Genomic DNA, 25,243 nt, shown 5'->3' on the forward strand with positions numbered 1-25,243 from the left:
TCGGGCCAGGCAGATGGCCCGGGTCTCCCGGGTTGTTCAGGCCGTATGTCCTGGTCAGGCCGCTCAATCGGGTCAGGCTACGGCGTTGCGCAGGTTGCTGCGCTCTTGAAGCTGGTACGGCGGACGTGGACGTCATCCCACCCGTCGCTCGCCGTACCTCATGAACGTGTGGCTCAGGTAGGAGGGACCTGGGCCGCACACCTCCGCAAGACGGCTCCCACGCACGCTGGCGTGCTGGGGAAGGGGGAGTCGTCTGGCGCACCGGCCCTGTGCGTGGGGCCGGTCCTCCTCCAGGGTGCCCGGCCCGTGCTCCCCGGCTCGGGGCCGGGCACCCGCCTCTCCTCCCTTTGTGAACCTCACGGCCCGAACGATCAGGAGCCCAGCCAGGACTCCCGGCCTCACGGTCCAAACGGTCGGGAGCCCTGGTCGGGTGAGGTCCTGGCCTCATGGTCCGAACAAAGGCCCTCGAAAGTCCGGCCTGAACGACGTGTGTTCCCTGTCCGCCCTCCGAACCAGGACGACCATGACCGACGACGAGCGACGCCTGATCGACCTGCTCATCAGCACCCACCCCGCCTGGCGGTACGAACAGCACGACCTGCCCGGCCTGTCCCGATGGTGGGCCGTCCGCTACGAACCCCTGCGCCTTGACCAGCGCGGAGCCGGAGCCCGGGACGTGCTCGGCCGTACGACCCTGCACCGGCTGGCCAGGGCGTTGGCCCGGCACGACCAGATCCTGCACACCCTCCGCTACTGAAAGAGAGCCCCCATGTCTCCGCTCAAGGCCGTAGCCCCCGACGGCACCTTCTCCACCGGGCCGGACACCACCGAACGACTTCTCACCCCCGGCGAGGTCGCCCGGATCTTCGGCGTGGACCCGAAGACCGTCAACCGGTGGGCGCTCACCGGGAAGATCCCCTCCGTCCGCACCCCCAGCAGGCAGCGGCGTTATCGGGAGAGTGACATCAACACCCTTCTCAAGGGTTGATCCCCGACTCAGGTCGGCGGGCGATCGTGATGAGTTCGCGGCTGGTTTCGGTGACGGGGCCACGGCGCCAGTCGCCGTACTGGTTCTCGACGGTGAACCCCGCCTCGGTCAGGAAACCGGCCAGAGCCGGGGCGTCGAGGAAGCGCAGACTCTCCCGCTCGACGCGGAGGATCGTGCCGTCGCGTTCGGCGGTGGTCTCGGTGAACGTGACGACGTCGCCGACGACGGATTCGACCTCGTGCCACATGCGCAGCTCACGGCCTGCGGTGGTCCTGACGTCGAAGGCGTTCGACGGGTTCCAGCCCTCCCAGGCGCGGGCCTGCGGGTGACGGGTGCCGAAGACGAACCGGCCACCGTCGCGGAGCGAGGTGCGGATCGCGGTCAGGGAGGCGCGCAGTTCGTCATCGGTCACCAGGCACTGGAAGGCGTTGCTGGTCATCGTGGCCAGATCGAACTCCCGGTCCCAGGCGGCGTCGGCGGCGGTGCCGGAGACCCACTCGACATCGGTACGGCGCCTGGCCCGGCCCAGCATGCCCGGAGTGGGGTCGAGCCCGACCAGCCGTCCGGTGTGACCGAGGTCGCGGGCGTGGTGCAGCATGCTCCCGGTGCCACAGCCGACATCCAGTACGGCCCCGGCCGCCATCACGAGCCCGGTGCAGAAGCCGGCCTCGGGGCGACGGGCAGGGTCCCACGGGTTCAGCACGTCATAAAGGGCAGCGGCGTCGGCATCGGAGAACATTCCGGCAGTATCCACTGCCGTCGGGTACGGCCGTCGCAGAGGAGGGTGCCCCACCGTTCGGACCGTTCGGCCAACGGTGGACGCCGCGTCCCGGGGCGGTGTCGCCGAGCGGGGAATCGTCGTCGACGCGGCTTGCGTCCTGGTTCGTCGTGCCCAACCGTTGAGGCGAAGGGTCCCGGCTTGGTTTCGAGGAACGCCCTGGGCACCGTCAGGCGCGGTGCCGTCGCCTTCTGAGCAGCAGGGTCACGCAGACGCCCAGGCACGCCAGCCCCGCCACGGTCGTGATCACCGCACCGGCCAGGGCGTACTTCTGCACGATCTCCTGGTGCGCGGCCATCTCGGCGAAGGTCGAGGGCACGCAGTCCGCGCCGACGGGACAGCGTGGCGGATCGTCGGCGTCGAGCTTGCCGAAGCTGTCGTCCGCCTGGACGAAGACGCCCGCACCGGTCGCGGCCAGCAGGAACGCCGCGACGCAGGCCCGGCCCCACCACGCCGGCGTCCGCCAGGCGGCGGGCTGCCCGGCTCGGCGGCGGCGTACGGCGGACACCCGCAGGCTGACCACCAACGCGGCGGCGACCACGGCCAGCAGGGGCCAGGCGATCGCCGCCACCAGCAGGGCGATGAACAGGGCCGCCCCGAGCCAGTCGAACATGGCGGACAAAGTAGCACTTCATGCCCTGATCTTCGGCTGGCCCGCGTTCCATCCCGCCGGGCCCGGGAGTGGAACGCGCGAGCCCGGCCCCGGGTAGCCGGGGGCAGGTCAGGTGGCGTCGAAGGTGACCTTCGCGGTCTCCACGGTCGACGCGTGGCGGCCGGGGGCGCTCTGCCAGTGCCAGTAGAGGTTGGTGTGGGCGATGACCTGCGCGGCGGAGGGCATGCCCTCTCCGGCGTCGTCCGTCGTGTGCGCGTCGCTGACGAGTGTCACGTCGTAGCCACGGGTGAAGGCGCCGTGCATGGTCGAACGGATGCACGCGTCGGTCTGCGCGCCGGTGACGACGAGATGACCGACACCGTGTTCGGCCAGGAGCTCCTCAAGGTCGGTGGCCTCGAAGGAGTCGCCGTAGTTCTTGTGGACCAGCGACTCCGCGTCGCGGCGGGTGAGCTCGGGGACGTACCGCCACTCGTCGCTGTCGCGCTGGAGATGCTCGTCGGAGTGCTGCACCCAGACCACGGGCACGTCCTGCGCGCGGGCCCTGTCGACCAGGTCGTTGATGTTCGCGATGACGCCGTCACGGTTGTGCGCGTCCGCGACCACGCCGTTCTGGACATCGATCACCAGCAGGGCGGTGTTCGGGCGATTGGGCAGGGTTGTCACGTGAGCCTCCTTTTCGTGCTCCCCTCACGCTAGACCATCCCACCGACGGTTTCGGCGCCCCCGTCCGGCCGACGATTTCATCGCCGCCTCTCGAACCTCTGTGAAACATGAAAAAATTTCAGCGTTGAATCACAGCCGCAAGTCCTGATAAATCATGGAAAAGGTGATTTCGCTTATGGTGATTGCGAGGCTCTCCGGGAGAAGGTCTCGGGGTTCTCGTCATTGAGTGGGCGGCCGTCGTCAACAGGGCTCTGAACTGGGCAAATCATGCCCGTTGATCGGAGTGTGCGCCAGGAGGAGCCGCATAGTAGATCATGATATTTGCTATTTTGGGGATTTGTTCCTTCGGCCCGCTTGATTATCGGTCGGATGGTAAACGCGTGGTCACGGTGTGGCATAATCGCGTGCGGTCCGGCCTCCGGCTTGGCCTTTTCATGAATGGCGCTGAAAGAAAGGTGGCAGAGCATGCAGAAAGCGGCCCTTGACCGGGTGAGGCTCGTCTTCACCCTGCTCGACGCCGACGGCACCGGCTACCTGGAGGCCGGTGACTTCGAGCTCATGGCGAGCCGGGTCATCGCGGCCTCCCCCGACTCGGGCGACGTCGCCAAGGCCGCCATCCTGGCCGCCTTCCGGCGCTACTGGACGACCCTGGCCGCCGAGCTGGACGCCAACCGCGACGGTCGCATCAGCTTCGACGAGTACGTCGCGTGCGTGCTCTCCCCGGAGCGCTTCGACGAGGCCATCAGTGACTTCGCCGAGGCGCTGGCCAGGCTGGGCGACCCGGACGGTGACGGGTTCATCGGGCGGGACGACTTCGTGGCGCTCATGACGGCCATCGGGTTCGCGCCCACGAACATCCACGCGCTCTTCGACGCCTTCGGCCCCTCCGACGCCGACCAGATCCCCGTCCCGGTCTGGGCCACCGGCATCAAGGACTACTACAGCCCGGAGAAGACCGACATCCCAGGCGACCACCTGGTCGGCTGACCAGCCGAACCCCCACGTCCGGCCTTCGTCGACACCAGGAGCAACAGGTGGAACCAGTCATCGGACTCGCCGTGGGCCAGGGGACGGGCCCCGAACTCGCGGCCGTCTTCGAACGGGTGCTGACCGGCATCGCCGACACGCACTCCGTCGGCATCGACCTCACCCGGTCGGAAAGGCTCTACCACTCGTACTCGTCGCTGAGGGCCGGCGCCGGGGTCGAGCAGATCCGCGAACTCACGCGGCAGGACGCCGACCACTACGCGGAGTTCTGCCGCACGCGGGCCGCCCTCGGCGTCCCGGCCGTCTTCCGTACGGCGATCAACGCCCAGTCGCTCTACCTCGTCCGCCAGCGCCTGCGGGCGGTCAAGGTCGACGCCATCACCACCCCCGAGACGTCGTTGCTGCTGGTCAGGGACGAGGCCCAGGGCTTCTACACCGGGGAGAACACCCACGCCCCCGGCTTCCTCGTGCGCACCATGGCGTTCAGCCGGGACATCACCGAGCAGGTCATCGCCTTCGCCGTACGGCGCGCGCGGCAGGAGTGGCCGGACGGCGGAGCCGAGCGGATCATCATGGCCTACAAGTTCCACCTGCTCGACGGCGCCCTCGACGAGTGGGTGGCCGAGAGCGCCGCGCGGCACGGCGTCGAGATCGACCTGTTCCAGCCGGACACGGTGAACCGCAACCTGATCGAGTACGGCCCGCGCCCCCGCACGATGATCATCGCGGGCAACGAGTGGGCCGACATCATGCACGTGGTCCTGCTCGACCGCTTCGGCTCGGAGCGCCAGGAGAACCGCTGCACGGAGAACGTCTACCTGCACCCCGAGGCGGCCGGGCTGGTCGAGTACCAGACCGTGCACGGCTCCGCCGACGACCTGGCCGGGAAGGACACGGTCAACCCGGTGGCGACCGTACGGGCCGCGGCGGCGATCGCCGAACGGCACGCGGGCTGCGCCGGAGCGGTGCGGATGGTCGAGCGCGGCCTCGAATCCCTCGCCCGACAGGGCGTCGGCACCCCCGACCTCGGCGGACGTCACTCCACGACGGCCGTGGTCGAGGCGCTGCTGGAGACGTTCGAGGCCCCGCCGGTGGAGTCGTGACGGCCACGGCCCTGGTCGTCGTGGACCTGCAGAACGACTTCTGCGCCGGTCCCAGGGCGCTGGCCCGTTACCCGGGCGACCCCACCAGGCTGGAGGTCGTCGCGGCGAACACCGCGCTGGCCGTCAGCCGGGCGCGGGCCCACGGCACCGAGGTGGTCTTCGTCCGCTTCGTCGGTGACGTCGAGCACCAGGGGCCCAGCTGGCGGCGCCGTGACCGCGCGCTGGGCAAACGGCCCAAATGCCTGGAGGGCTCGTGGGGTGCGGAGTTCCGTACGGTCTCACCGGAGCCGGGGGAGCGGGTCTTCACCAAGCGGGCGTGCTTCGACGCCTTCCTCAGCGAGGGGTTCGAGCGGCACCTCGTCAGCCGCGGGGTCGAACGGCTCGTCCTCGCCGGGCTGTACGCCGACGTCTGCGTCGACTCCACCGCCAGGACCGCCTTCCAGAAGGGGTTCCACATCACGGTGCTGACCGACTGCACCACCGGCCTGCACCTGCAGGATGTGGACATCCTGCGCTTCATGCGCGTTCTGTACGGCGCCTACCTCGCCACCCACGACCATCCGTGGACGCCTTCGGAGGAAGAGGAGAGAGCGTGCCGTACGCCCGGGACGAAGGCCTGACCTCGGCCGTAGGCGTCGGCGTCGAGGAGGGGGTCGGCCTGACCGCCCTCATGGTTGCCGCCGCGCGGGCGATCGAGACCCACCGCCCTGACGCCCTGGCGGGCGACCCCTACGCCGAGCACTTCGTACGGGCCGCCACCGTCTCGGCCGGTTGGCCGGTGCGCCCCGAGCAGGTTCCCGACGGGGACGCCGACCCCCTGTGGGGCAGACTGGGACGTTACTTCGGCCTGCGCACCCGGGTCATCGACGACTTCCTCGTCAACACGGCCCGCGCGGGCGTGCGGCAGGTCGTCCTGTTCGGGGCGGGTCTCGACACGCGGGCCTTCCGGCTCGACTGGCCGCCGGGCCTGGTCGTCCACGAGATCGACCGGGACGGCGTCCTGGCGTTCAAGCACCGGGTGCTGGACGGCCTCGCCGCCGCCCCGAAGGCCACGCGCCGCACGATCGCGGCCGACCTGCGGGACGACTGGGTCCGGCCGCTGGCCGAGGCGGGGTTCGACCCGGCCGTGCCGACCGCCTGGCTGGCCGAGGGGTTGCTGCTCTACCTTCCGCCGTGGGCCGAGCGGGGGCTCGTCGAGAGCGTGAACCGGCTGAGCGCCCCGGGAAGCGTCCTGGCCTGCGAGGTCAAGCTCGGCTTTGAGTCGCCGCAGGTCCGGGCCAGTCCCGTCTACACCGTGGCCAGACAGCGGATCGGCGTCGATCTCCTCGCCCTGTTCGACGGGGAGCCCCGTCCCGACTCCGTCGGCCACCTGAAGGACCTCGGCTGGGCGACCACGGTCCGCACCCCCTTCGACTTCACCTACCACTACGGCCGGGGCCCGCTCCCCGTGCCGAACGACTCCCTGGCGAGCAACCGCTGGATATTCGCCGGAAAGTCCTGATCTCTCCGGATCAGGGGTAGTCCTCGAACTCCCAGTGTCCGATGCGGCCGATCTTCGCGGCGAGTTCGCCCCAGGTCGGGGCCTCCAGCACGGCGACGCGGTCGGCAAGCCAGGCGGTCACCCGGTCGGGGTGAAGCTCGGCCACGAGGAGCCAGTGCCTGCCGATGAGGTAGGGGTGGTGCTGGAGCTGCTCGGCGAGGGCGGACGGCGTGCAGACCGTGAGGGAGAACTGTTCGTCACCCGGCCCGTCCTGCGGGCCGACGTACATCTCCAGGAGTTCGCAGGCGTGGGTCCGGTCGACGCGCCGCCCGTCTTCGAGATCGACCCAGCGGAAGGAGTTCACCCGTGCTCGCATCGTCACATCATTCCGCGGACCATGACGAGACGTTCTCCCATATACGCGGCAGCGATTGCACGCATGCCGTCTCGGGAGTTCACCGAGCTCACCGGGGAGCGGAGCAGCTCTGACGGTATGGCTCATACGGAATGAACTGCCGCCATTCCCGCTGGTCGAATGGTCGGCCCGCGACGGCGCAGACCGCCCCGGCCAGCTCGTCGGGCAACTCCACGTCCCAGATCCGCACCGTCATCCCCGTGGTGACGAGCCGGGAACCGTCCGAGCTGAACGCGGCCGAGTAGACCGGCCCTTCATGAGCGGTCAGGGAATCACCGATCTGCCGATGGGTGGCCACCTCCCAGAGCCGGGCGGTGCCGTCGCCTCCGGCGGTGGCCAGGCGGGTCCCGTCCGGGCTGAAGGCCACGGTCTGTACCGGACCTTCGTGCCCGGTCAGCGGAGCTCTGATCTGCCGGTGGGTGGCCACCTCCCAGAGCCGTGCCGTACCGTCGCCTCCGGCGCTGGCGAGTCGGGATCCGCTCGGATCGAAGGCGATGGAGAAGACCGGGCCCTTGTGTCCGACGAACGGGTCGCCCAGCTGGCGGCGGGTTTCCGGATCCCACACACGAACGGCCCCGTCGCTCCCCGCGACGGCCAGGCGCGATCCGTCCGGGCTGAAGACGGCTGAGAAGAGCGGGCCCTGGCCTTCACTGACCGGCTTGCCGAGCTGCCGGTGGGTGGCCAGATCCCAGATCCGGGCGGTCCCGTCGTCACCGGTGGTGGCGAGCCGGGAGCCGTCCGGGCTGAACGCCACGGACTCCACCGGACCCGTGTGGCCGACCAGCGGCTCTCCGAGCCGCCGATGATTGATCACGTCCCACAGACGGACGGTCCCGTCGCCTCCGGCGGTGGCCAGGCGAGTCCCATCCGGGCTTAGGGCGACCGAGAAGAGCTCGCCCACATGGCCGGCCAACGGGTCTCCCAGGGGACGACGGGTGGCCAGGTCCCAAAGCTGTGCCGCGCCGTCGCCTCCTGTGGTGAACAGCCGGGTCCTGTCCGGGCTGAAGACCGCCTTGCGTACCGAGCCGCCGAGTCTTCCCATCGGGACGCCGACCTGTCTGTGGACGGTGACGTCCCACAGCCGTACGCCGTCGTTCCCGGAGGTGGCCAGCCGCGCCCCGTCAGGGCTGAAAGCCACTGAGGACGGGTGCTGGTGGCTGCTCATCGGGGCGCCGATCTGCCTGTGCGTGGCGGGATCCCACACCCGCGCTGTCCCGTCGTCGCCGACCGTGGCGAGCTGGGCTCCGTCCGGGCTGAAGGCCACGGACCGTACGGCCCCTTTGTGGCCGGTCATCGGGCTGCCCACCTGTTCACGAGAGGCGGTGTCCCAGATGCGGACGGTGCCGTCGATTCCGGCGCTGGCGACGCGTGACCCGTCCGGGCTGAAGGCGACCGACCACACCACGCCGTCGTGGCCCTTCATCGGGGCTCCGATCCGCGCGTGGGTGCGGGTGTCCCACAGGTGTACGGCGCCGTCGTCATCCGCGGTGACCAGGCGTGACCCGTCCGGGCTGAAGGCGGCCGACCATGTCCCGGCCATCGGGGCGCCGACCCGTTCGCGGGTCGTGAGGTCCCACATGTGGGTCTTACCGCCGGTGGTGACCAGGCGGGAGCCGTCCGGGCTGAAGGCCACGGACCGGATCTCGTCGTCGTGGCCCTTCATGGGGGCGCCGAGCTGTTCGTGTGTGGTGAGATCCCACACCCGCGTCGTCCCGTCGCTGCCGGCGGTGGCCAGGCGGGTCCCGTCCGGGCTGAAGGCCACGGATCGTACGGCTCCCTCATGACCGGTCATGGGGGAACCCAGTCGCCTGTAGGTGGCGGTGTCCCAAAGACGTACGGCGCCGCCGGTCTCCGCGGTGGCGAGCCGGGAGCCGTCCGGACTGAAGGCCACGGATTCGACCGCGCCCGCGCGACCTGCCAGGACCGCACGTTCGGGTCTGCTGAGAACCGCCACCAGGCCGGCCCGCGCCTCGTCGGTCGGCGCGATGGCCCATGCCGCCACGGCCAGCCGGGCCGACGTCACGGGATCGGCGGACAGCGTCTCGCTGTGAGCGGCCACCTGGCGGGACATGATCTCGTTGCTCCGCTGTTGTACCGCATCGCGCTGTCGGCCGACTTCCTGGTTGGAGAAGACCAGAAACACCGAGACGCCGACCAATCCCACGCCCAGGACGCCAAGTCCCACGAGTACCGTTCGCCACAGGCGCCGGTTCCGTGCGGCGGCGGCGGTACCGGCACGAAGGAACTCCTCGGCCACGGAGGTCAGCCGGAGGCCACGCCGGGGGTCGGCACGCCAGCGCGCTCCGGCCGTCCCGGCGTGCTCCAGTTGCGCGCCGTGGTAGAGAAAAGAGGATTCGCGCTCTTTCGCGTCCCACTCGGCGGCGGCCTTCTCGATCTTTCCGTGCAGAATCCGGTCGACGCGGTCGTCGTCCAGCCAGCCACGCAGACGACTCCACGCCGTCGTCAGCACATCATGGGCGAGTTCGACGGTCTCGGTGGTGACCATGAGCCGGTCTTCGGTGAAGGCCGTGACCACCTCTCTGACGGCTTCAGGCCGCTCCGCGCAGAGGACGGTCAACTCGTCGACACTCAAACGGCGGCGGACGACATGCCCGTCGTCGTTCAGGAGCACGAGCGCCATGATGACGCGCCTGGATATCTCCTGCTGTTCGGGGTCCAAGCGGCCATACACTCTCTCGGCGGCGTCCTGGACGGCGGAGGCCACACCGCCGGAACGGTCGTATCCCTGCCGGGTCAGCCGATCGCCGTCGCGGTTCTCCCAGATCCGCACCATCGCCATCGACAGCAGAGGCAGCGCCGTCCCCACGTCTTCCGGGGCTCGCAGGTGCCCCGCCAGCTCCCGTACCACCTGCTCGGCCAGGTCCTTCTCCACCTCAAGCCCGGCCGCGGCCGCGGGTCCGGTGATGGCCCGCAGCAACTCCGCCTCACGCATCGGCTCAAGCACGAACATGCGCTCTTCCAGGGCCCGTGCCAGCGCGCTGTGGGCGGCGCAATGCTCCACGACGAAATCGCCGCGTACGGCCACCACGACCACCCCGGACCCTCCCGTCGCGATCGAGTGCAGCGCGTCCACGAAGGCGGCCCTCTCCGCGGGTCCCTCAGCGGACAGGGTGAACAGCTCCTCGAACTGATCGACCACCATCACCACTTTTCGCGGCCCCTCGCCGTTCCCGCCCTGCTGCCGCCGGCGGATCATCACGGCGGACAGCATCTGCCGTGTCCAGTCGGCGGCCTGCGCGGGATCTTCACGCAGTTCGCCGAGGACCGCGCCGCTGTCGGCGCCGCACGGGACCGCGAGCTCCCGTGCCAGGCGCCGTAAGGGGGTCGTCCCCGGGGTGAAGGTGATCTGATGCGCGTCATCGAGATCATGGTGGGGAGACGGAGCCGTGAGCGCGGGCAGCAGCCCGGCATGCAGGAGTGAGGACTTTCCCACACCGGATGCCCCGGTCACGACGACGAGGCCTCCGCCGTTGACCATGGCGACCAGCCGGGAGACGGCCTGTCCGCGCCCGTGAAAGACCGTCGCCTGCGCCGGCCCGAACGGCGCCAGCCCTTGATAAGGGCAGCCGCCGATCCACTGCGGTTCCGGCGCCGAGGACACCCCCGTCGTGAGACGGCGCTCCAGAACATTCAGCCGATCGCGTACCGTGACCAGCAACGCGGTCTGGTGGCGGCGCTCGGCGTCCTGCTGGTAGAGGATCTCCTGGATCTCCCCGGCCGCCGCGTCGAGCCGCTCCAGCATCGGTGCCAGCGCCGTGTTCTGCCGGCCCAGTTCGGCGAAGCCCGACGCCATCCGTTCCAGCAGCTCCGCATGCCCACCGGCGAGCGCCTCGCCGAGAGCCGCGCGGGTGGCGTCCACCGCCTCCAGCGTCGCCACCAGGGCCTCGGCCAGCGCGTCGGCACGGGCGTCCCCCAACCGCAGGGCCTCTTCCAGCCGTACGGCCAGTTCTTCTTCCAGGCGCGCGGCACGCTCCTCCTCGGTGCCGCCGGTACGGGCGATGGCGGTGTCCAGAGCGGAGCTGATGACGGTGGCCAGCATGTTGCCGCCGACCGATCCGATGACGTTCATCCCGGCCAGTTGCACCGCCAGCCCCGGTTCGGCCAGGGCCAGCGGAGTCAGCGCGCTGGCGCACAGAGTCGCCAGGAGCAGTCGTGGCGTCGCCTTTGCCAACTGGCGCCCGGCCGCCCGGAGCACCCAGCCCCGGGCTCCCTGCTGGGCGGCCGAGATCTGTTCCGGAGACAGGGGTACTCCGTCCGATGCCTCCTGGCGCTCCACCTATCGCTCCTGATCTGAAGGCGTGGCTCCCCTGCGGGAAAGCAGATCCTCTCCACAGCATCATCGATACGGAGGGGACAGCGCTACCGATCACAACGGATGTTTCAAGAGCGGCACCGTCGCCCACCCCACGCCGCCCCGGTCACCGCCCATGCGATCTTTCGCCGGACGTGGCCGGAGGACGTCTCGCGAGGGGTTACCGGCCTCCGGTGTGGGTGCTCCAGAGAGGGGTGCCGGTGGGGGTGTAGACGACGACGTTGCCGTCGTCCTGTACGGCCAGGCGGGCGCCGGAGGAGCCGCCGGTCCTGGTCGACCACAGGGCGACTCCGGCCGCGTCGTAGATGACGAAGTTGCCGTCCTGCTGCATCAACGCGACCGCGCCGGGACTGCCCGCCGTACCCGAGGACCACAGGGGGGCGGTGACGTTCACCTGGGTGAGGACCAGGTCGCCGTCCCGGCGGTAGGTCAGTTTGAAACGCCCGTCGCAGGAGGTCTGGGACGCCCCGGGGAACAGGGCCTCGTCGGGTTGGAACCAGATACAGGCCGTGGGGGCGGTGCCGACCTTGAGGATCGCGGGCTCGGTGACGCCCAGCACGTGGTGGACCTGCCCGGAGGCGAACTCCGGCTGCAGGGTCGAGGTCGAGGCCGCCTGCACCTGGTAGCCGCCCGGCCGTGACAGCGGGGTGCCGCCGCAGCCCGTGGTCGGGACGCCGACGTGCCGGGACTCGTCCACGTTGCCGGTGACGGTCCAGTCGCGGACGCCGTTGACCGCGTAGCCGTACCCCATGTGCAGGCCGCGCAGGGTGTTGCCGGTCACGGTCGCGCCGTGGACGGTGCCGGTTCCGCACGTCCACACCTGCCAGCCCATGGCCATGCCGACCTTGATGAAGGCGCTCCTGGCGTCGACCACGTTGCCGCGGACCGTCGTGCCGGTGTAGTTGCCGTCGACCGGGGCGATGTCGACCAGGTTGATGCCGCCGAGCAGTTCGCTGTGTTCGGCCCGCACGGTGTTGTTCTCGATGGTCGAGCCGGGGGCGCCGAAGATGACGATGCCGCCGTCGGTGGCGTCCACGACCGTGTTGCCGCTCACGACGGAGTCGCCGCAGGCCAGCGAGATCCCGTCGGCCCACTGGCCGCTCGGCCGGTCGACGCCCGCGGGGCCGATGCGGTTTCCGGTGATCCGGGCGCCCTGGCACTGCGGCGTCCCCGAGCTGACGGCGCCCTCGTAGTAGTGCAGCGCCGACCAGCTTCGCGGGTTCCTGATGGCGCTGTTCTCCACGATCTGCCCGGTGGCGGCGCCGCCCATCTGGACCAGGGCCGACCCGGTCCTCTGCCCGAGGGTGGGGCGGTCGCCGTCGATCTGGACGTTTCGTACGGCCACCCGGCTCCGGCCGACTCCGTCGACGGCGGTGGTGACGGTCGCGGAGGCGAGGCGCAGGGTGGCGCGTGTCGTGCCCTCGGGCAGGCCCTCGGTGAACAGCTCCTGGTCGGCGGCGGTGAAGCGGACCGGCTCGGACAGGGTGAACACCGCGCCCTGGCAGAGCACCGCCTGGGCGCCGGGCCCCGTCAGGGCGGCGTTGATCGCGGTCTCGGTGCCCGACGGGATGCAGCCGGCGGACGACGGGCCGGTCCCGGCCCGCGCGGCCCCCGGTACGGCGGTCGCGACGAGCAGCGTGAGCAGGGCCGTCCCGAGTCTTGTCGTCGGTCGTGTGCTCATGGTCAGTTCACCAGTCCCCAGTCGAGGGCGCCCGAGTAGAAGGAGGTGCCGAAGCCGGTTCCGGTCGCCAGCGTGCAGCCGACCTTCTGGTCGGTGGCGAAGCCGGTGCGGCGGCAGTAGTCGATCTTTCCGTCGCCGTTGGCGTCGGACCAGTTGCGTCCCTCCGGGTAGCCCTGGTCGATCGTGTCCGAGGTGATTTCGGCGCCGAAGCCGGTGCCGGTCGAGGTCAGGCAGCCGACGTGCGTGTCGACGTGGTTCTGGGTGCCGAACACCCGGCAGAAGTCGGCCTTTCCGTCACCGGTCGCGTCCACCCACGCCCGGCCGGTCGCCTGGCCCCAGTCGAGCGCGCCGGAGAGGAACAGCGGGCCGAAGCCGGTGCCGGTCGAGGTGTTGCAGGCGATGGTCCTGGCGGAGGTGGCTCCCACGCTGCGGCAGTAGTCGGCGTTGCCGTCCCCGTTGACGTCGGTCCAGGACCGGTCCTCGGTGTAACCCCAGTCGGTGTTGCCGGAGTTGACGTCCCTGCCGAAGCCGGTGCCGGTCGAGGGGGCGCAGCTGAGGTAGCCGTCGGTGTGGTTCTGGGTGCCGCGGATCCGGCAGTAGTCGGCCTTGCCGTCGGAGTTCACGTCGACCCAGGCCCGGCCGGTGGTCTGGCCCCAGTCGAGCACGCCGGAGATGAAGGTCTCACCGAACCCGCCGGAGGTGAACGGCGTGCAGGCCAGGCGGGACTCGGGGACACCGCCGACCCGGCGGCAGTAGTCGATCTTTCCGTCACCGGTCGCGTCCACCCAGGCCCGGTCCTCGGGGAAGCCCCGGTCGAAGTTGCGGGAGTTGACCTCCATGCCGAAGGCGCTGCCGGTGGAGAGGGTGCAGCTGGCGTAGGCGTCGACGTGGTTCTGGGTGCCGCGCAGCCGGCAGAAGTCCGTCTTGCCGTCGCCGTTGACGTCCACCCAGGCCCGGCCCGCGTCCTGACCCCAGTCGAGCACGCCGGAGGTGATGGTGATGCCGTACCCGCTGCCGGTGGACAGCGTGCACGCCACCTTGCTGTTGGGCACCGCGCCGACCCGGCGGCAGAAGTCGGCCTTGCCGTCGCCGTTGAAGTCGACGAGGCCTCGCACGACCCCGGTGGGACCGGCGACGTCGGGGACGACGCCCTGGAAGATCTGGATCTCGTCGAGGTCGCCCTTGACGAAGCCGCCCGAGGCGCCCTTGCCGATCAGCAGGGGCTGCTGGGAGCGCCACGGCTGCCACTGCGGGCGCATCCCCACGGTGACCTTGAGCGCCCCGTCGACGTAGAGCCGCAGGTGGCGCTGCTGGGCGTCGAAGATGCCGACCAGGTGGTGGTACTCGGTGGGGTTGACCACGGAGGTGATCGCGAAGGTGGAGTTGGCGGTGTCGGTCGCCGAGGCGGGCATCGAGAAGACCCACTTACCGTCGCCGCCCGGCTCGTAGTACAGGGTGAACCCGCCGGAGACGAACGTCTGGGCGCGGGTCAGGTCCGAGGGCCGTACCCAGGTGGAGACGGTGAACGACTGGTCGGTGAGGACGACCGGGTCGTCCGGTGCCACGTAGTCGTCGACGCCGTCGAGACGGAGACCGGTCGCGCCGCCGTGCCCCGCGCCGGAGGGCGGGACCTGCACGCCGCCGTAGAAGGTGAGGTCGCGGAACATGCCGGAGGAGTCGTGGGCCGGTCCCGGCCCGACCTCCTCGAAGTGCCACTCGGCCACCTTGCTGTTCAGCGTGGGGTCGGCGATGGCCGCCGCCTCGGTGGTGGCGATGGCCCGGTTCCACGCCCTGACCTCGGCGACCGCGCCGTCGAGGGGGGAGCCGCCCCAGCCGCCGCCGACCTGGAAGGCGCCGGAGGCGTCCCAGGCGGTGACGTCGCCGACGGTGGCCTCCAGGGTGCCGTTGACGTACAGCTGCACGGACCTGATCCCCGCGTCGTACACGCCGGTGAGGTGGGTCCAGACGCCGGCCCTCGGCACGGTGGTCGACAGGGCGGACGAGGCGGTGGCCCCCGCGGTGTCCTGCGACGGGACGGTCATCGCCCACCGGTCCTGGGCCGCGAGGTAGGAGAGGAAGAAGGCGCGGTTGCCGGTGCCCCGTTGCGAGACCACGGTGCTGTCGGCGCCCTTGCCCGCCAGTTTGACCCAGGCGGAGACCGTGAAGCTGGTCGCGGTGTTGAGGAAGTCGGCCCGGCTGGCGTAGTCGTCGGCGCTGTCGACGCGCAGCGCGCTGCGCGACCTGCCGTCGGGGCCGGGCGCCAGCCGTCCGGGCTCGCCCAGGGTGGCGCCGCCGTTGATCGTCAGGGCGCGTCCCTTGTCGGTGTCGTCGAAGGCCGTGGCCGACCCGGGGGCGTCGTTGAGCAGCCACCTGGCCAGCTCGGGCTCCGGTGAGCCGACGACGAAGGAGTGGGTCCTACGCGGCGACTGGTTGCCCGCGCGGTCCACCGCGACCACGTACAGGGTGTGGGCGCCGCCCTCGGTGGGGGTCCAGCCGACGGTCACGGGGGCGCCGACCGAGGTGGGGATGGCGACCGTGGAGGGCGGGTCGGAGAAGCCCCACTTGTAGGAGGCCACGTCGGGGGAGCTCTGGAAGGTGAACTTGCCGGTCTGGCCGACGCCGCCCGCGACGTTGTCGCTCTCGGGGTAGATGTCGGAGGTCACGGTCGCCGTCTGCGGCCTGACGGTGTCGGTGACGAACTCGCACTTGACCGACTCGTCGCTGGTGGCGTTGGCGTCGGACGCCCTGGCCCAGAAGCGGTAGGCGGTGTTGTCGGCGATGCCGGAGGTCGGGGTGACCACGGCCGTCGTCCCCGAGCCCACGCTCGACTGCGTCAACGGTCCCTGCTGGGCTCCGGCCGGGTCGATGGCCTGCCAGTAGAAGGAGGCGGTCATCGCCTCGCCGTCGCCGTCGGCCAGGTAGGCGCGCCAGCTCGGCGTCAGCGTGCTCACGTACGGCCGTTCGCCGCCGGTGGCGCACGCCTTGCCGTCCACGGTCAGCGAGCCGGGCGGGCTGGGAACGGTGTTGGTGTTGACGATGAGCCTGGCGGTGGTGGCGTCGAACTTCTTCCAGCCCGACGAGCTGTTCTCGTCGTCGGCCCGCAGGCCGAGGGTGAGCCAGCCGTCGTACTGCCTGCCGGACACCACCCACGAGTCCAGTGGGAACTCGGTGAACTTCCTGGCGTACTGGCAGCTGTTGTTGACGACGCTGGAGACCTCGGTGCCGCTCCACTTCGAGGCGTCGGCGTTCCAGGTCGTGCCCGGGCCCAGGGTCGTGCCGACCGTGTGCAGCCAGGTGGTGCTGTCGGAGCAGGAGGTCGAGCTGAGCAGGTCGATGGTGAACCGGGAGCCGGCGAGGATCTGCTTGCCGGAGAAGGGGGCGGCGGAGAACTGGAACATCGACCGGTAGCGCGAGTAGGTGGCGCCGTCGTTGCCGCTGGGGTAGTAGCCGACCTTCGCGCAGTCGGTGTCCCAGCCGCCCGAGCAGTTGCGCCGGTCGTAGTCCCAGTACGACTGGTTCGGGGCCGCCTCGTTGATCATCGTCCAGTACGTGTAACCGACCGTGGGGTCGATGAACAGCGGGAACGTCGTTTTGGGGTCGGTCAGCAGGGCGGTGTCAGGCTTGAGGGTGATTCCGCGGCCCGCCGTGACGCCCAGTTCGACGGGTGCGCTCCTGGCGTCCTCGGCCGGGGCGGCTGCGGTCGAGGGCTGTTTTCCCGAGGAGTCCCACATCGCGGGAGCGTCGGCGGCGAACACCGTCCTGCCCTGCTTGTCCACGGCGCGCGGCCCGTCCCACTTCAGGCCGGTCAGGGCCGTGGGCAGGGTGATCTCCCGCAGGACCGGGTTCTTCGCGGCCTCGCGGGTCTTGACCACCAGCACGAAGGAGAAACCGGTGTCGAGCGCGGTCACCACGAGGTCGACGCCGTCGAGCACGTCGGGGTAGGTCGCGCGGGCGTCGCTCACCCGGGGCTGCGGCAGGCTGGAGGGCCAGGAGAGCGCCAGCTCGGCCTTGCCCTGTACGGCCCGCACGAGGGGGCCGGTGCCGCCGCCCGACAGGCGGACGTCGACCGTCGAGGCCTTGGGCCGCAGGAGGCCGTCGGTTCCGGGCACCAGGATGGGGTCCGGCTTCGTCCAGGTGCCGTCGGCCTGCCGTACCCGGCGGGGGTGGGCGTACTGCTCGACGGTGCTGCTGCCGTCGGGGTTGACGAAGACCTGGGTGGTGGGGGTGCGTTCGCTCTCCACCTCGACCCTGGTCTTGCACGCCCTGGACATCTTGATCGCCGCGTCGGTCCGAGGCACCGATTCGGCGCAGTCGGGGGCGGCGGTCGGGGGCGACTGCGCCGCCGCCGGGGTGCCGGTCGCGGACACCATGCCGATGATCAGTAATAACGACGCTGCGAGTACGGCCGACCGCCGAAGTGCCGCCACCGTTTTCCCCTATCCGAGTAGATCTTGCCGGGCTGGACTGTAGCCGTCGGCATCTCGTCAAGGTCGCCGCGCTGTCAAAAATGGCAGTAAACCAGCCAAAAATGGCAGATTTCCGGCGATGTGGAGATAAGAGAAGTGCAATTATTTTTCATCTGGTTAGGCGGATTTTCGCGCATAAAGCCCATCAGGTGCGATCGGCGGAAAAGTGCCACTTTCTCCCATGGCGAGGAACGTCCCTATGCGGAAACGAAACCGAAAACTGGTCGGCACGGCGGTGATGACGACGGTGATGACGACGGTGATGACGACCATGCTGGCCGCGTCCCTTGTCGCCGGTGAGGTCGGAGGGGTCGCCTCGGCCGCCACCACCGGACCCCCACGGGAACGCGCGGTGAAGGTGAAACGGTTCGAACCACCGACGCCGGGCAAGGTGCCCAAGGTCAAGGCGTGGCGACCCGAGCGGCCCGTGTGGCCCGGGCGGGAGAGCGCCGACGTCGTCCTGCCCGCCGTACCGGACGGTGCGGCGGGCAGGAGCGCCGACGGCGGTACGGCGGTGCGCGCGGGCGGGCTGCCGGTGTGGCTCGCGGCCACGGCCGGCCACGGCCCGGCGACCGTGAGGGTGGAGAACCTCTCGGACAGGCAGGGCGGTGACGCCCTGACGCTGCGCCTGACCCGTACCGACAAGGCCCAGAGTGCCGAAGACAAGGTGCGGCTCACCGTGGACTACCGGGGCATGGCCTCGGCCGTCGGCGGCGACTGGGCCTCCCGGCTGCGGCTGTGGAGCGTCTCCACGTGCGTTCTCACCCCCGCGCACACGGCCTCCCCCGCTCCCGAGCACACCGCCGCCTCCACTCCCACACCGCCCGGGACCCCCGTCCCCGCGGGCACAGGGTCCAGGACCCCCGTCCCCGCCCCGACCGGGCCCGTCCCCGCCCTCACCCCCACCCCCAGCACCGTGCCCCTACCACGCGTCACCTCCACGGCCACCCCCGTGGCCACCCCCACCCGCATGTCCTCCGGTCCCACCCCCGGCTCCCTGCCCCTGCAGCCCCCCGACTCCCCGGCCGTCTCCCCGACCCCCGACGCGGCCCCGACCGGGGCGGCTTCCGGGTGCGGCCCCGTCGAGGTGCCCTCAACCGTGGACAGGGACAAGGGCACGGTCAGCGCCCAGGTGAACGCCACCGGGCTGGTCATGCTCGCCGCCGACTCCTCCGGTCCCACCGGGGACTACGCCGCCACCTCGCTCACCCCGTCGTCGACGTGGAACACCGGCGGCAACAGCGGCGACTTCACCTGGTCCTACCCGATGCGGGTGCCGCCCGGCCTCGGCGGACCCGAGCCGCAGCTCACGCTGTCGTACTCCTCGGCACGCGTGGACGGCCTCATGGCCGCGGCCAACACCCAGCCCTCCTGGGTCGGGGAGGGCTTCGACTGGCACCCCGGCTTCATCGAACGCCGCTACGGCGCCTGCTCCAAGGACATGGAGAACGGCGCGAACAACCAGGCCGAGACCGGTGACCTGTGCTGGGTCACCGACAACGCGACGCTGTCACTGCCCGGCCACTCCGGTGAGCTGATCAGGAACGGCGACCGCTGGCACCTGCGCGACGACGACGGCCTGAAGGTCGAGCGGCGCACCGGCGCGACCAACGGCGACGACAACGGGGAGTGGTGGGTCGCCACCGACACCGACGGCACCCAGTACTGGTTCGGCGGACGCGCGGGCTCGCAGTCCACGCTGAGCGTGCCGGTCTTCGGCAACCACGCGGGGGAGGCGTGCCACCAGAGCACCTTCGCCGCGTCGAGCTGCCGTCAGGCCTTCCGCTGGCAGCTCGACTACGTGGTCGACACCCACGGCAACACGATGCGCGTCTCCTACGCCAAGGAGACCAACCGCTACAGCCGCAACTCCACCACGACGGACGCCGCCGACTACGACAGGGCGGGCCACCCGGAGAAGATCGAGTACGGCACGCGCGGCCTGGACGACGCTCCGCAGATGCGGGTGGTGCTCGGCACGGCCGACCGCTGCCTGGCCGACTGCGGGACCAAGGACGCCGCCCACTGGCCGGATGTGCCCTTCGACCAGGAGTGCACCGCCTCCCCGTGCAAGCCGCAGCAGATCTCCCCGACCTTCTGGACGACCAAGCGGCTCTCGACCGTCACCACCCAGGTGTGGAACACCGCCGGGTCCGCCTGGCGTGACGTGGAGTCGTGGACCTTCGACCACACCTTCCCCGACCCCGACGACCGGGGCTCGGGCACCTCGGTCACCCCCGTGCTGTGGCTGAACACCATCACCCACACCGGCCGGGCGAGCACCGAGACCGGCTCGGCGGTGACGCTGCCCAAGGTGCGGTTCACCCCCAAGCTGCTGCCCAACCGCGTCGACACCGCGGGCGACCAGTACCCGGCGATGAACAGGTACCGGATCGGTGCGATCAAGACGGAGACCGGGAGCACGATCGACGTCACCTACGCCGGCGCCGACTGCGTCGCGGGCACCAGGACGCCCGCCCTGGACAACCTGCACGACCACGGCCTGCGGTGCTATCCGGTCAAGTGGACGCCGTCCGGCCACACCGAACCCATCACCGACTTCTTCCACAAGTACGTGGTGTCCCAGGTCACCCAGGCTGAGGCGACCGGCTCCTCCCCCAGGACGATCACCGGCTTCACGTACGGCGGAGCCCCCGCCTGGCACTACACCGACGAGGACGGCCTGCTTCAGGACGACGACAAGACCTGGTCGGTGTGGCGCGGCTACGGCCTGGTCACCAGGACCACCGGTGAGGGACCCACCCGCGTCCTGGAGGAGACCCGCTACTTCCGGGGGATGAACGGCGACCGGCTGCCCTCGGGGACCCGGTCGGTGACGATGCCCGCCGCGGGCGGCGCCCCCGCGACGGCCGACGAGGACGCCTTCGCCGGCATGGTCCGCGAGGTCGTCTCCCGCGACGTCAACGGCGTGGAGATCGGGGCCACGGTCTACCGGCCCTGGCAGTCGGACCCGACCGCCAGCCGTACGATCGACGGCTCGACGGTCCACGCCCGCCTCGTCGGCAACGGCGCCACCTACACCCGCACCACCAGGGACGGCGGCAGGGCACCCCGTACGACCACCTCCTCCACCGAGTTCGACGCCTACGGCATGCCGGTGTGGGCCGAGGACAAGGGGGACGACGCGGTCACCGGCGATGAGAAGTGCTCCACCACCGAGTACACCCGCAACACCGGCATCTGGCTGGTCGACCGGGTCTCGCGCGTGCGCGGCTTCGCGCTGGACTGCGCCACGGCCAAGGCCAAGGTGACCGCGGGCACGGTGACCGAGACGGACCTGATCACCGACGTGCGCACCGCCTACGACGGCGCCACGGCCTGGGAGGGCGCGCCCGCCCCGACCAAGGGCGACGTCACCCTGGTCGAGTCGGTCAAGGCCCGCACCGGGTCCACCTGGTCGTACGTGACCGACAGGAAGGTCACCTACGACGCCTACGGGCGGGTGCTGACCGAGACCGACGCGCGCGGCGCCACCGTCACGACCGCGTACACGCCCGCCTCGGGCGCGCCGCTCACCGGGAAGACGGTCACCGGCCCGCTCGGCTGGACGACCGTCACCGTCCTCGACCCCGCCCTCGGCCTTCCCCGGACCACGACCGACGCCAACGGCCGGGTGACCGCCCTGGCCCACGACGGCCTCGGCCGGTTGACCGCGGTGTGGCTGCCGGGCAACGACAGGGCGTCCAACGCCGACAAGCCGTCGATCGGCCACGCCTACCAGGTGAGCGACACCGGGCCGATCGTGGTGACCAGCAGGAAGCTCAACCACGCGGGCGACTACATCACCTCCTACGCCTTCTACGACAGCCTGATGCGTCAGCGGCAGACGCAGAGCGCCGATGCGGCGGGTACGGCCGACCACGTGGTCGTGACCGACACCTTCTACGACTCGGCCGGACGCGTCCTCAAGACGCACAACCCCTACCTCGCCGACGCCGCGCCAGGCCCGACGCTCGTCGTGCCCGCGCAGGACGTCCCCTCGGCCGAGTACACCCTCTTCGACTCCGCGGGCCGTACGAGCGCCCAGGTGCACCTGGTGGACGAGGCTCCCGCCAGCCCGGGAGGGGTCGACGAACGCTGGCGCACGGTGTTCGGCTACGGCGGCGACCGTGAGGACGTCACCCCGCCGGCGGGCGGCGTCGTCACCTCGTCGGTGAAGGACGCGGCCGGACGGGTCGTCGAGACGCGTCAGTACCGCACCGGGAACGTCGCGGGCAGCGCGGCCGGATTCATCAGGACGTCGTACGCCTTCGACAACAAGGGCAGGCTCGCCAAGACGACCGACGCCGAGGGCAACGAGTGGCTCTACACCTACGACCTGCGCGGTCGCCTGGTCGGCAGCACCGACCCCGACATCGGGACGGTCACCAAGACCTACGACGACGCCGGTGACCTGGTCACCGCGACCGACGCGAGCGGCCAGGTCACCGCCTTCACCTACGACGCCCTCGGACGTAGGACGACCGTCAGGGACAACTCGGTCACCGGCGACAAGCGTGCCGAATGGGTCTACGACACGGTCGCCAAGGGACAGCTCTCGAAGTCGACCAGGTACGACGGCACCGACCAGTACACCAAGACGATCACCGGGTACACCGTCGGCTACCAGCCGACCCAGGTGGTCTACGGCATCCCGGCCGCGCAGACGGGCCTGAACAACACCTACACCTACGTCAACACCTACTGGCCCAACGGCCTGCCCAGGACCACCCGCCTGCCCGCCGTCGGCACCCTCGGCCAGGAGGAGCTGAGCCACGGCTACGACGCGCTGGACCTGCCGACCACGCTCGGCACCACCATGGGCGGCAGCTACGTGACGGGGACCGACCACACCAGCTTCGGCGAGGTCTCCAAGATCAAGCTGAGGAACAACGCGGGCAGGACCGCCGACATCTCCCGCGTCTACGAGAGCGACACCCGGCGCCTGGAGACGATCAAGACCGTGAAGGAGAGCTCTCCCGCCGTCGTCTCCGAGCTGAACCTCGCCTACGACGCCGGGGGCAACGTCACCCGGATGTCGGACCTGGCCGGCGGTGACACCCAGTGCTTCGGCGTCGACTTCCTGCGCAGGCTCGAACAGGCGTGGACGCAGACGTCCACGACGTGCGCGCAGACGGTCAGCGCCGGGGTGGTCGGCGGGACGAACCCGTACTGGCAGTCCTACACCTACGACGACATCGGCAACCGGACACAGATGGTCAAGCACGGCACCACCTCCGGCGACGCCGTCACCACCTACACCGTGCCGGACGGCGCGCACCGGCTGAGCGCCTCCTCGACCACCGACGGCGTGGGCACGAGCTCGACCGCCCACACCTACGACGCCTCGGGCAACATGAAGACCCGTTCGTCGGCCGCCGGGACCCAGACCATGACCTGGGACAGGGAGGGCCGCCTGACCTCCGTGCAGGACGGCACCGGCACGACCGGCTACGTCTACGACGCCGACGGCGGCCGGCTGGTCCAGCGTGATCCGGCCGGGGCCACGCTGTACCTGCCGGGACAGGAGCTGCGTTACACCACCTCGGGCGGGGCCAAGACCGGGACCCGCTACTACTCCCACGGCGGACAGGTCGTCGCCACCCGTTCGGGGAACACCTCGACGACCGTCAGCTGGCTCAGCGGCGACCAGCACGGCACCACGGGCAACGTCATCGCCAACACCGACACCCAGGCGGTCGCCGTACGCCGCATGACCCCGTTCGGCGAGGCGCGCGGCCTCACCGGGACGTGGCCGACCTCCATGAACAAGGGGTTCGTCGGCGGGACCATGGACGAGACCGGGCTGACCCACCTCGGCGCCCGGGAGTACGACCCGGCCATGGGGCGGTTCATCTCGGTGGACCCGCTCATCGACGTCAAGGACTCCCAGCAGGTCAACGGTTACACCTACGCCAACAACAACCCGCTCTCCTTCACCGACCCCGACGGGCTGATCCACCGCTCGTGCCCCGACGGCGAGTGCAGCGACGGCAAGGGAGGCGCCCACCAGAACCGCGCCCACAACCCGGCGCACGACTACAACCCGCCCTACAACCCCGGCTTCAAGGGCGGTCCGTGCGGTGCCAGGCCGTGTTCCACCGCGGATTCGGGGTCGCAGGGCACCCGCCCGCGCGGCGACAACATGTCGCCTCTGAACGGTGGTCCGTGCGGTGCCCGGCCCTGCCAGGAGTACGAGGTCGCCCCGATGGGCTGGGACCGGAAGATCGACAATTCGGAGCCGGCGCCCTTCTGCGTCGACGGCCTCTTCAACTGCGCATGGGAGGGCGCCTGGGCCAACATACTTCCCCCCTCGAACCACATCCTGAAGCAGATGGGGCACGACCTCACTCCCGACTACATCTCGGTCGACTACACGGCGATCGTGCCCACCGGCCGTATGGGCGGAGCCGGGGGAACGGCGGGGCTCACGCTCACCAGGTACGGCCAGGTGACCGTCAACGAACCACGTGGCAGCCTGGGCACTCCCGGCTTCGGCGGGAGCGCACGGCTGGGCTGGACGAACGGCGCCAACGACCCCGCGTCGGTCAACGGCTTCGTCCAGGGCGAGGCCGCGAGCGCCGGGATCGCGGTGCCCGCCCACCGCCTGTTCGGGGTCGCCGCCGCCGGGGTCGCCTCCGTGGCCGACCCGAGTCAGCATGCCTTCGAGCTCGGCGTCGTGAGTCTGCCCCCGCCGACGGGGGTGGGCGTCGTGACGTCGGCGACCTTCGGAAGGTACTGGTTCACGCTGCCCGGCGGCCGGTGACCGGTCACCTCCGACGTCCCTCCCAGTCCCACAGGGCCGGGAGGGACCCTGGCCGGGGCGTCACGGTCCTGCGGGACCGGCCGCGACGGCTGTGGCCGTACGGACGAAGGCGGCGACGGCCGGTGACCGCGACTCCCTCGGCCAGGCCAGGACGAGGGTGAGCGGCGGGAGGTCCTCGACGGGCCGGTAGACGACGCCGGGGCGCGGATGGCGCCGGACGACCGAGGCGGGTGGGAACCAGACGATGCTTCCCACCTCGATCAGATTGAAGATCTGGGCCAGGTCCAGGGTCCTCGACCTGGGCCCGGTCACCGCCCCGCGCGGACGCCGGTCGTCGTCGCCGGGAACGGGCGGGAGGCCCTCCCGGTCGGCAGGGGTCCCGTCGGGCAGGACCCGGTCGGACAGGTCGGCCAGCCGCAGGCGAGGGCGGGCGGCCAGCGGATCGGCCGCGGCCAGGGCGACCAGCCGGGGTTCGGTCAGCAGCGGTTCCACGTCGAGACCGTGGTCGTCGAAGGGGATGGGCAGCAGCGCGACGTCCGCGCGGCCGTCGCGCAGCGCGGGCGCCTGCCCTCCCCGCCCGCCCAGCACGAGCCGTACCGGCAGGGCCGCGGCCTCCTCCCGGTAGCGGGTGAGGATCAGCGGCAGCAGCCCGCCGTCGTAGTCGGCCTTCAACGCCAGCCGCAGTTCGGGTTCGGGCCGACCGGCGTTCCTGGCTCGTCGTCCGGCGGCGGTGACCGCGTCGAGGGAGGTCCTGGCGTCGCGGAGCAGGACCTCGCCCGCCGAGGTCAGCGCGACCCGGCGGGTGGAGCGCGTCAGCAGCGACACACCCAGCTGCCGCTCCAGGTTCCGGATCATCCTGGACAGCGGCGGTTGCGCCATACCGAGCCGCTCCGCCGCGCGCCCGAAGTGCAGCTCCTCCGCGACGGCCACGAAATACCGGAGCTGACGGACTTCAAGGTCATTCATACCT

At 70.7% G+C, this 25,243-nt stretch carries 15 protein-coding genes; 7 read left to right on the forward strand and 8 right to left on the reverse strand.

Annotation, left to right across the window (positions count from 1 at the left end):
• The first annotated feature begins 523 nt into the window (after positions 1-523).
• Together ABZ470_RS23025 and ABZ470_RS23030 are read left to right on the forward strand one after the other, a co-directional pair.
• Positions 524-757: a hypothetical protein gene (locus tag ABZ470_RS23025; RefSeq protein ID WP_362913678.1), complete on the forward strand. Its 234-nt coding sequence runs from the start codon at positions 524-526 to the stop codon at positions 755-757.
• A 12-nt stretch (positions 758-769) separates the two neighbouring features.
• Positions 770-988 (forward strand): BldC family transcriptional regulator, encoded by a 219-nt coding sequence (locus ABZ470_RS23030; RefSeq protein WP_362913680.1) that lies wholly within the window; start codon positions 770-772, stop codon positions 986-988.
• Here the strand turns inward: ABZ470_RS23030 and ABZ470_RS23035 are convergent.
• The 3 genes from ABZ470_RS23035 to ABZ470_RS23045 form a co-directional block, all read right to left on the reverse strand.
• Complete coding sequence (locus ABZ470_RS23035; RefSeq protein ID WP_362913682.1) at positions 978-1,727, reverse strand: class I SAM-dependent methyltransferase; 750 nt, start codon at positions 1,725-1,727, stop codon at positions 978-980. The genes ABZ470_RS23030 and ABZ470_RS23035 overlap by 11 nt on opposite strands.
• A gap of 208 nt (positions 1,728-1,935) precedes the next feature.
• On the reverse strand, positions 1,936-2,379 hold the full coding sequence (locus ABZ470_RS23040; protein WP_362913684.1) for a hypothetical protein: 444 nt from the start codon (positions 2,377-2,379) through the stop codon (positions 1,936-1,938).
• A gap of 108 nt (positions 2,380-2,487) precedes the next feature.
• Positions 2,488-3,042, reverse strand: coding sequence for an isochorismatase family protein (locus ABZ470_RS23045; RefSeq protein ID WP_362913686.1), 555 nt, complete (start codon positions 3,040-3,042; stop codon positions 2,488-2,490).
• A 465-nt stretch (positions 3,043-3,507) separates the two neighbouring features.
• On the opposite strand from ABZ470_RS23045, the gene ABZ470_RS23050 reads away from it, so the two are divergent.
• From ABZ470_RS23050 to ABZ470_RS23065, 4 genes are read left to right on the forward strand one after another with little or no spacing between them, the layout of a single operon-like run.
• Positions 3,508-4,029 (forward strand): EF-hand domain-containing protein, encoded by a 522-nt coding sequence (locus tag ABZ470_RS23050; protein ID WP_362913688.1) that lies wholly within the window; start codon positions 3,508-3,510, stop codon positions 4,027-4,029.
• Positions 4,030-4,076: 47 nt separating this feature from the next.
• Complete coding sequence (locus ABZ470_RS23055) at positions 4,077-5,132, forward strand: isocitrate/isopropylmalate family dehydrogenase (RefSeq protein ID WP_352015952.1); 1,056 nt, start codon at positions 4,077-4,079, stop codon at positions 5,130-5,132.
• Positions 5,129-5,752 carry a cysteine hydrolase gene (locus tag ABZ470_RS23060; RefSeq protein ID WP_362913690.1) on the forward strand — a complete coding sequence of 208 codons (624 nt, stop codon included), beginning with the start codon at positions 5,129-5,131 and terminating at the stop codon, positions 5,750-5,752. The genes ABZ470_RS23055 and ABZ470_RS23060 overlap by 4 nt, the downstream gene beginning before the upstream one ends.
• Complete coding sequence (locus tag ABZ470_RS23065) at positions 5,725-6,633, forward strand: class I SAM-dependent methyltransferase (protein WP_362913692.1); 909 nt, start codon at positions 5,725-5,727, stop codon at positions 6,631-6,633. Before ABZ470_RS23060 ends, ABZ470_RS23065 begins: the two co-directional genes overlap by 28 nt.
• A gap of 10 nt (positions 6,634-6,643) precedes the next feature.
• On the opposite strand, the gene ABZ470_RS23070 is transcribed toward ABZ470_RS23065, so the two are convergent.
• The 4 genes from ABZ470_RS23070 to ABZ470_RS23085 form a co-directional block, all read right to left on the reverse strand.
• Positions 6,644-6,988 (reverse strand): Imm8 family immunity protein, encoded by a 345-nt coding sequence (locus ABZ470_RS23070; RefSeq protein ID WP_362913694.1) that lies wholly within the window; start codon positions 6,986-6,988, stop codon positions 6,644-6,646.
• Positions 6,989-7,076: 88 nt separating this feature from the next.
• Entirely contained in the window at positions 7,077-11,324 is a 4,248-nt protein-coding gene (locus ABZ470_RS23075) for a hypothetical protein (protein ID WP_362913696.1), read from the reverse strand.
• 196 nt (positions 11,325-11,520) lie between these two features.
• Positions 11,521-13,041 (reverse strand): right-handed parallel beta-helix repeat-containing protein, encoded by a 1,521-nt coding sequence (locus tag ABZ470_RS23080; RefSeq protein ID WP_362913698.1) that lies wholly within the window; start codon positions 13,039-13,041, stop codon positions 11,521-11,523.
• Positions 13,042-13,043: 2 nt separating this feature from the next.
• Positions 13,044-17,411, reverse strand: a complete 4,368-nt coding sequence (locus ABZ470_RS23085; RefSeq protein ID WP_362913700.1) for a LamG domain-containing protein — start codon at positions 17,409-17,411, stop codon at positions 13,044-13,046.
• Positions 17,412-17,706: 295 nt separating this feature from the next.
• Between ABZ470_RS23085 and ABZ470_RS23090 the strand changes: the two genes are divergently transcribed.
• Complete coding sequence (locus tag ABZ470_RS23090; RefSeq protein WP_362913702.1) at positions 17,707-24,273, forward strand: RHS repeat-associated core domain-containing protein; 6,567 nt, start codon at positions 17,707-17,709, stop codon at positions 24,271-24,273.
• A gap of 60 nt (positions 24,274-24,333) precedes the next feature.
• On the opposite strand, the gene ABZ470_RS23095 is transcribed toward ABZ470_RS23090, so the two are convergent.
• Positions 24,334-25,239, reverse strand: coding sequence for a LysR family transcriptional regulator (locus tag ABZ470_RS23095; RefSeq protein WP_362913704.1), 906 nt, complete (start codon positions 25,237-25,239; stop codon positions 24,334-24,336).
• Positions 25,240-25,243 lie beyond the last annotated feature (4 nt).

The sequence above is a fragment of the Streptosporangium sp. NPDC020072 genome (assembly GCF_040631445.1).
GTDB lineage: Bacteria > Actinomycetota > Actinomycetes > Streptosporangiales > Streptosporangiaceae > Streptosporangium.

What these genes read in the sequence shown, in the direction of transcription:
- ABZ470_RS23025 (WP_362913678.1), top strand. Translation starts at nt 524, where the DNA reads ATGACCGACGACGAGCGACGCCTGATCGACCTGCTCATCAGCACCCAC.
- ABZ470_RS23030 (WP_362913680.1), top strand. Translation starts at nt 770, where the DNA reads ATGTCTCCGCTCAAGGCCGTAGCCCCCGACGGCACCTTCTCCACCGGG.
- ABZ470_RS23035 (WP_362913682.1), bottom strand. Translation starts at nt 1,727, where the DNA reads ATGTTCTCCGATGCCGACGCCGCTGCCCTTTATGACGTGCTGAACCCG.
- ABZ470_RS23040 (WP_362913684.1), bottom strand. Translation starts at nt 2,379, where the DNA reads ATGTTCGACTGGCTCGGGGCGGCCCTGTTCATCGCCCTGCTGGTGGCG.
- ABZ470_RS23050 (WP_362913688.1), top strand. Translation starts at nt 3,508, where the DNA reads ATGCAGAAAGCGGCCCTTGACCGGGTGAGGCTCGTCTTCACCCTGCTC.
- ABZ470_RS23070 (WP_362913694.1), bottom strand. Translation starts at nt 6,988, where the DNA reads ATGCGAGCACGGGTGAACTCCTTCCGCTGGGTCGATCTCGAAGACGGG.
- ABZ470_RS23080 (WP_362913698.1), bottom strand. Translation starts at nt 13,041, where the DNA reads ATGAGCACACGACCGACGACAAGACTCGGGACGGCCCTGCTCACGCTG.
- ABZ470_RS23085 (WP_362913700.1), bottom strand. Translation starts at nt 17,411, where the DNA reads ATGGTGTCCGCGACCGGCACCCCGGCGGCGGCGCAGTCGCCCCCGACC.
- ABZ470_RS23090 (WP_362913702.1), top strand. Translation starts at nt 17,707, where the DNA reads ATGCGGAAACGAAACCGAAAACTGGTCGGCACGGCGGTGATGACGACG.
- ABZ470_RS23095 (WP_362913704.1), bottom strand. Translation starts at nt 25,239, where the DNA reads ATGAATGACCTTGAAGTCCGTCAGCTCCGGTATTTCGTGGCCGTCGCG.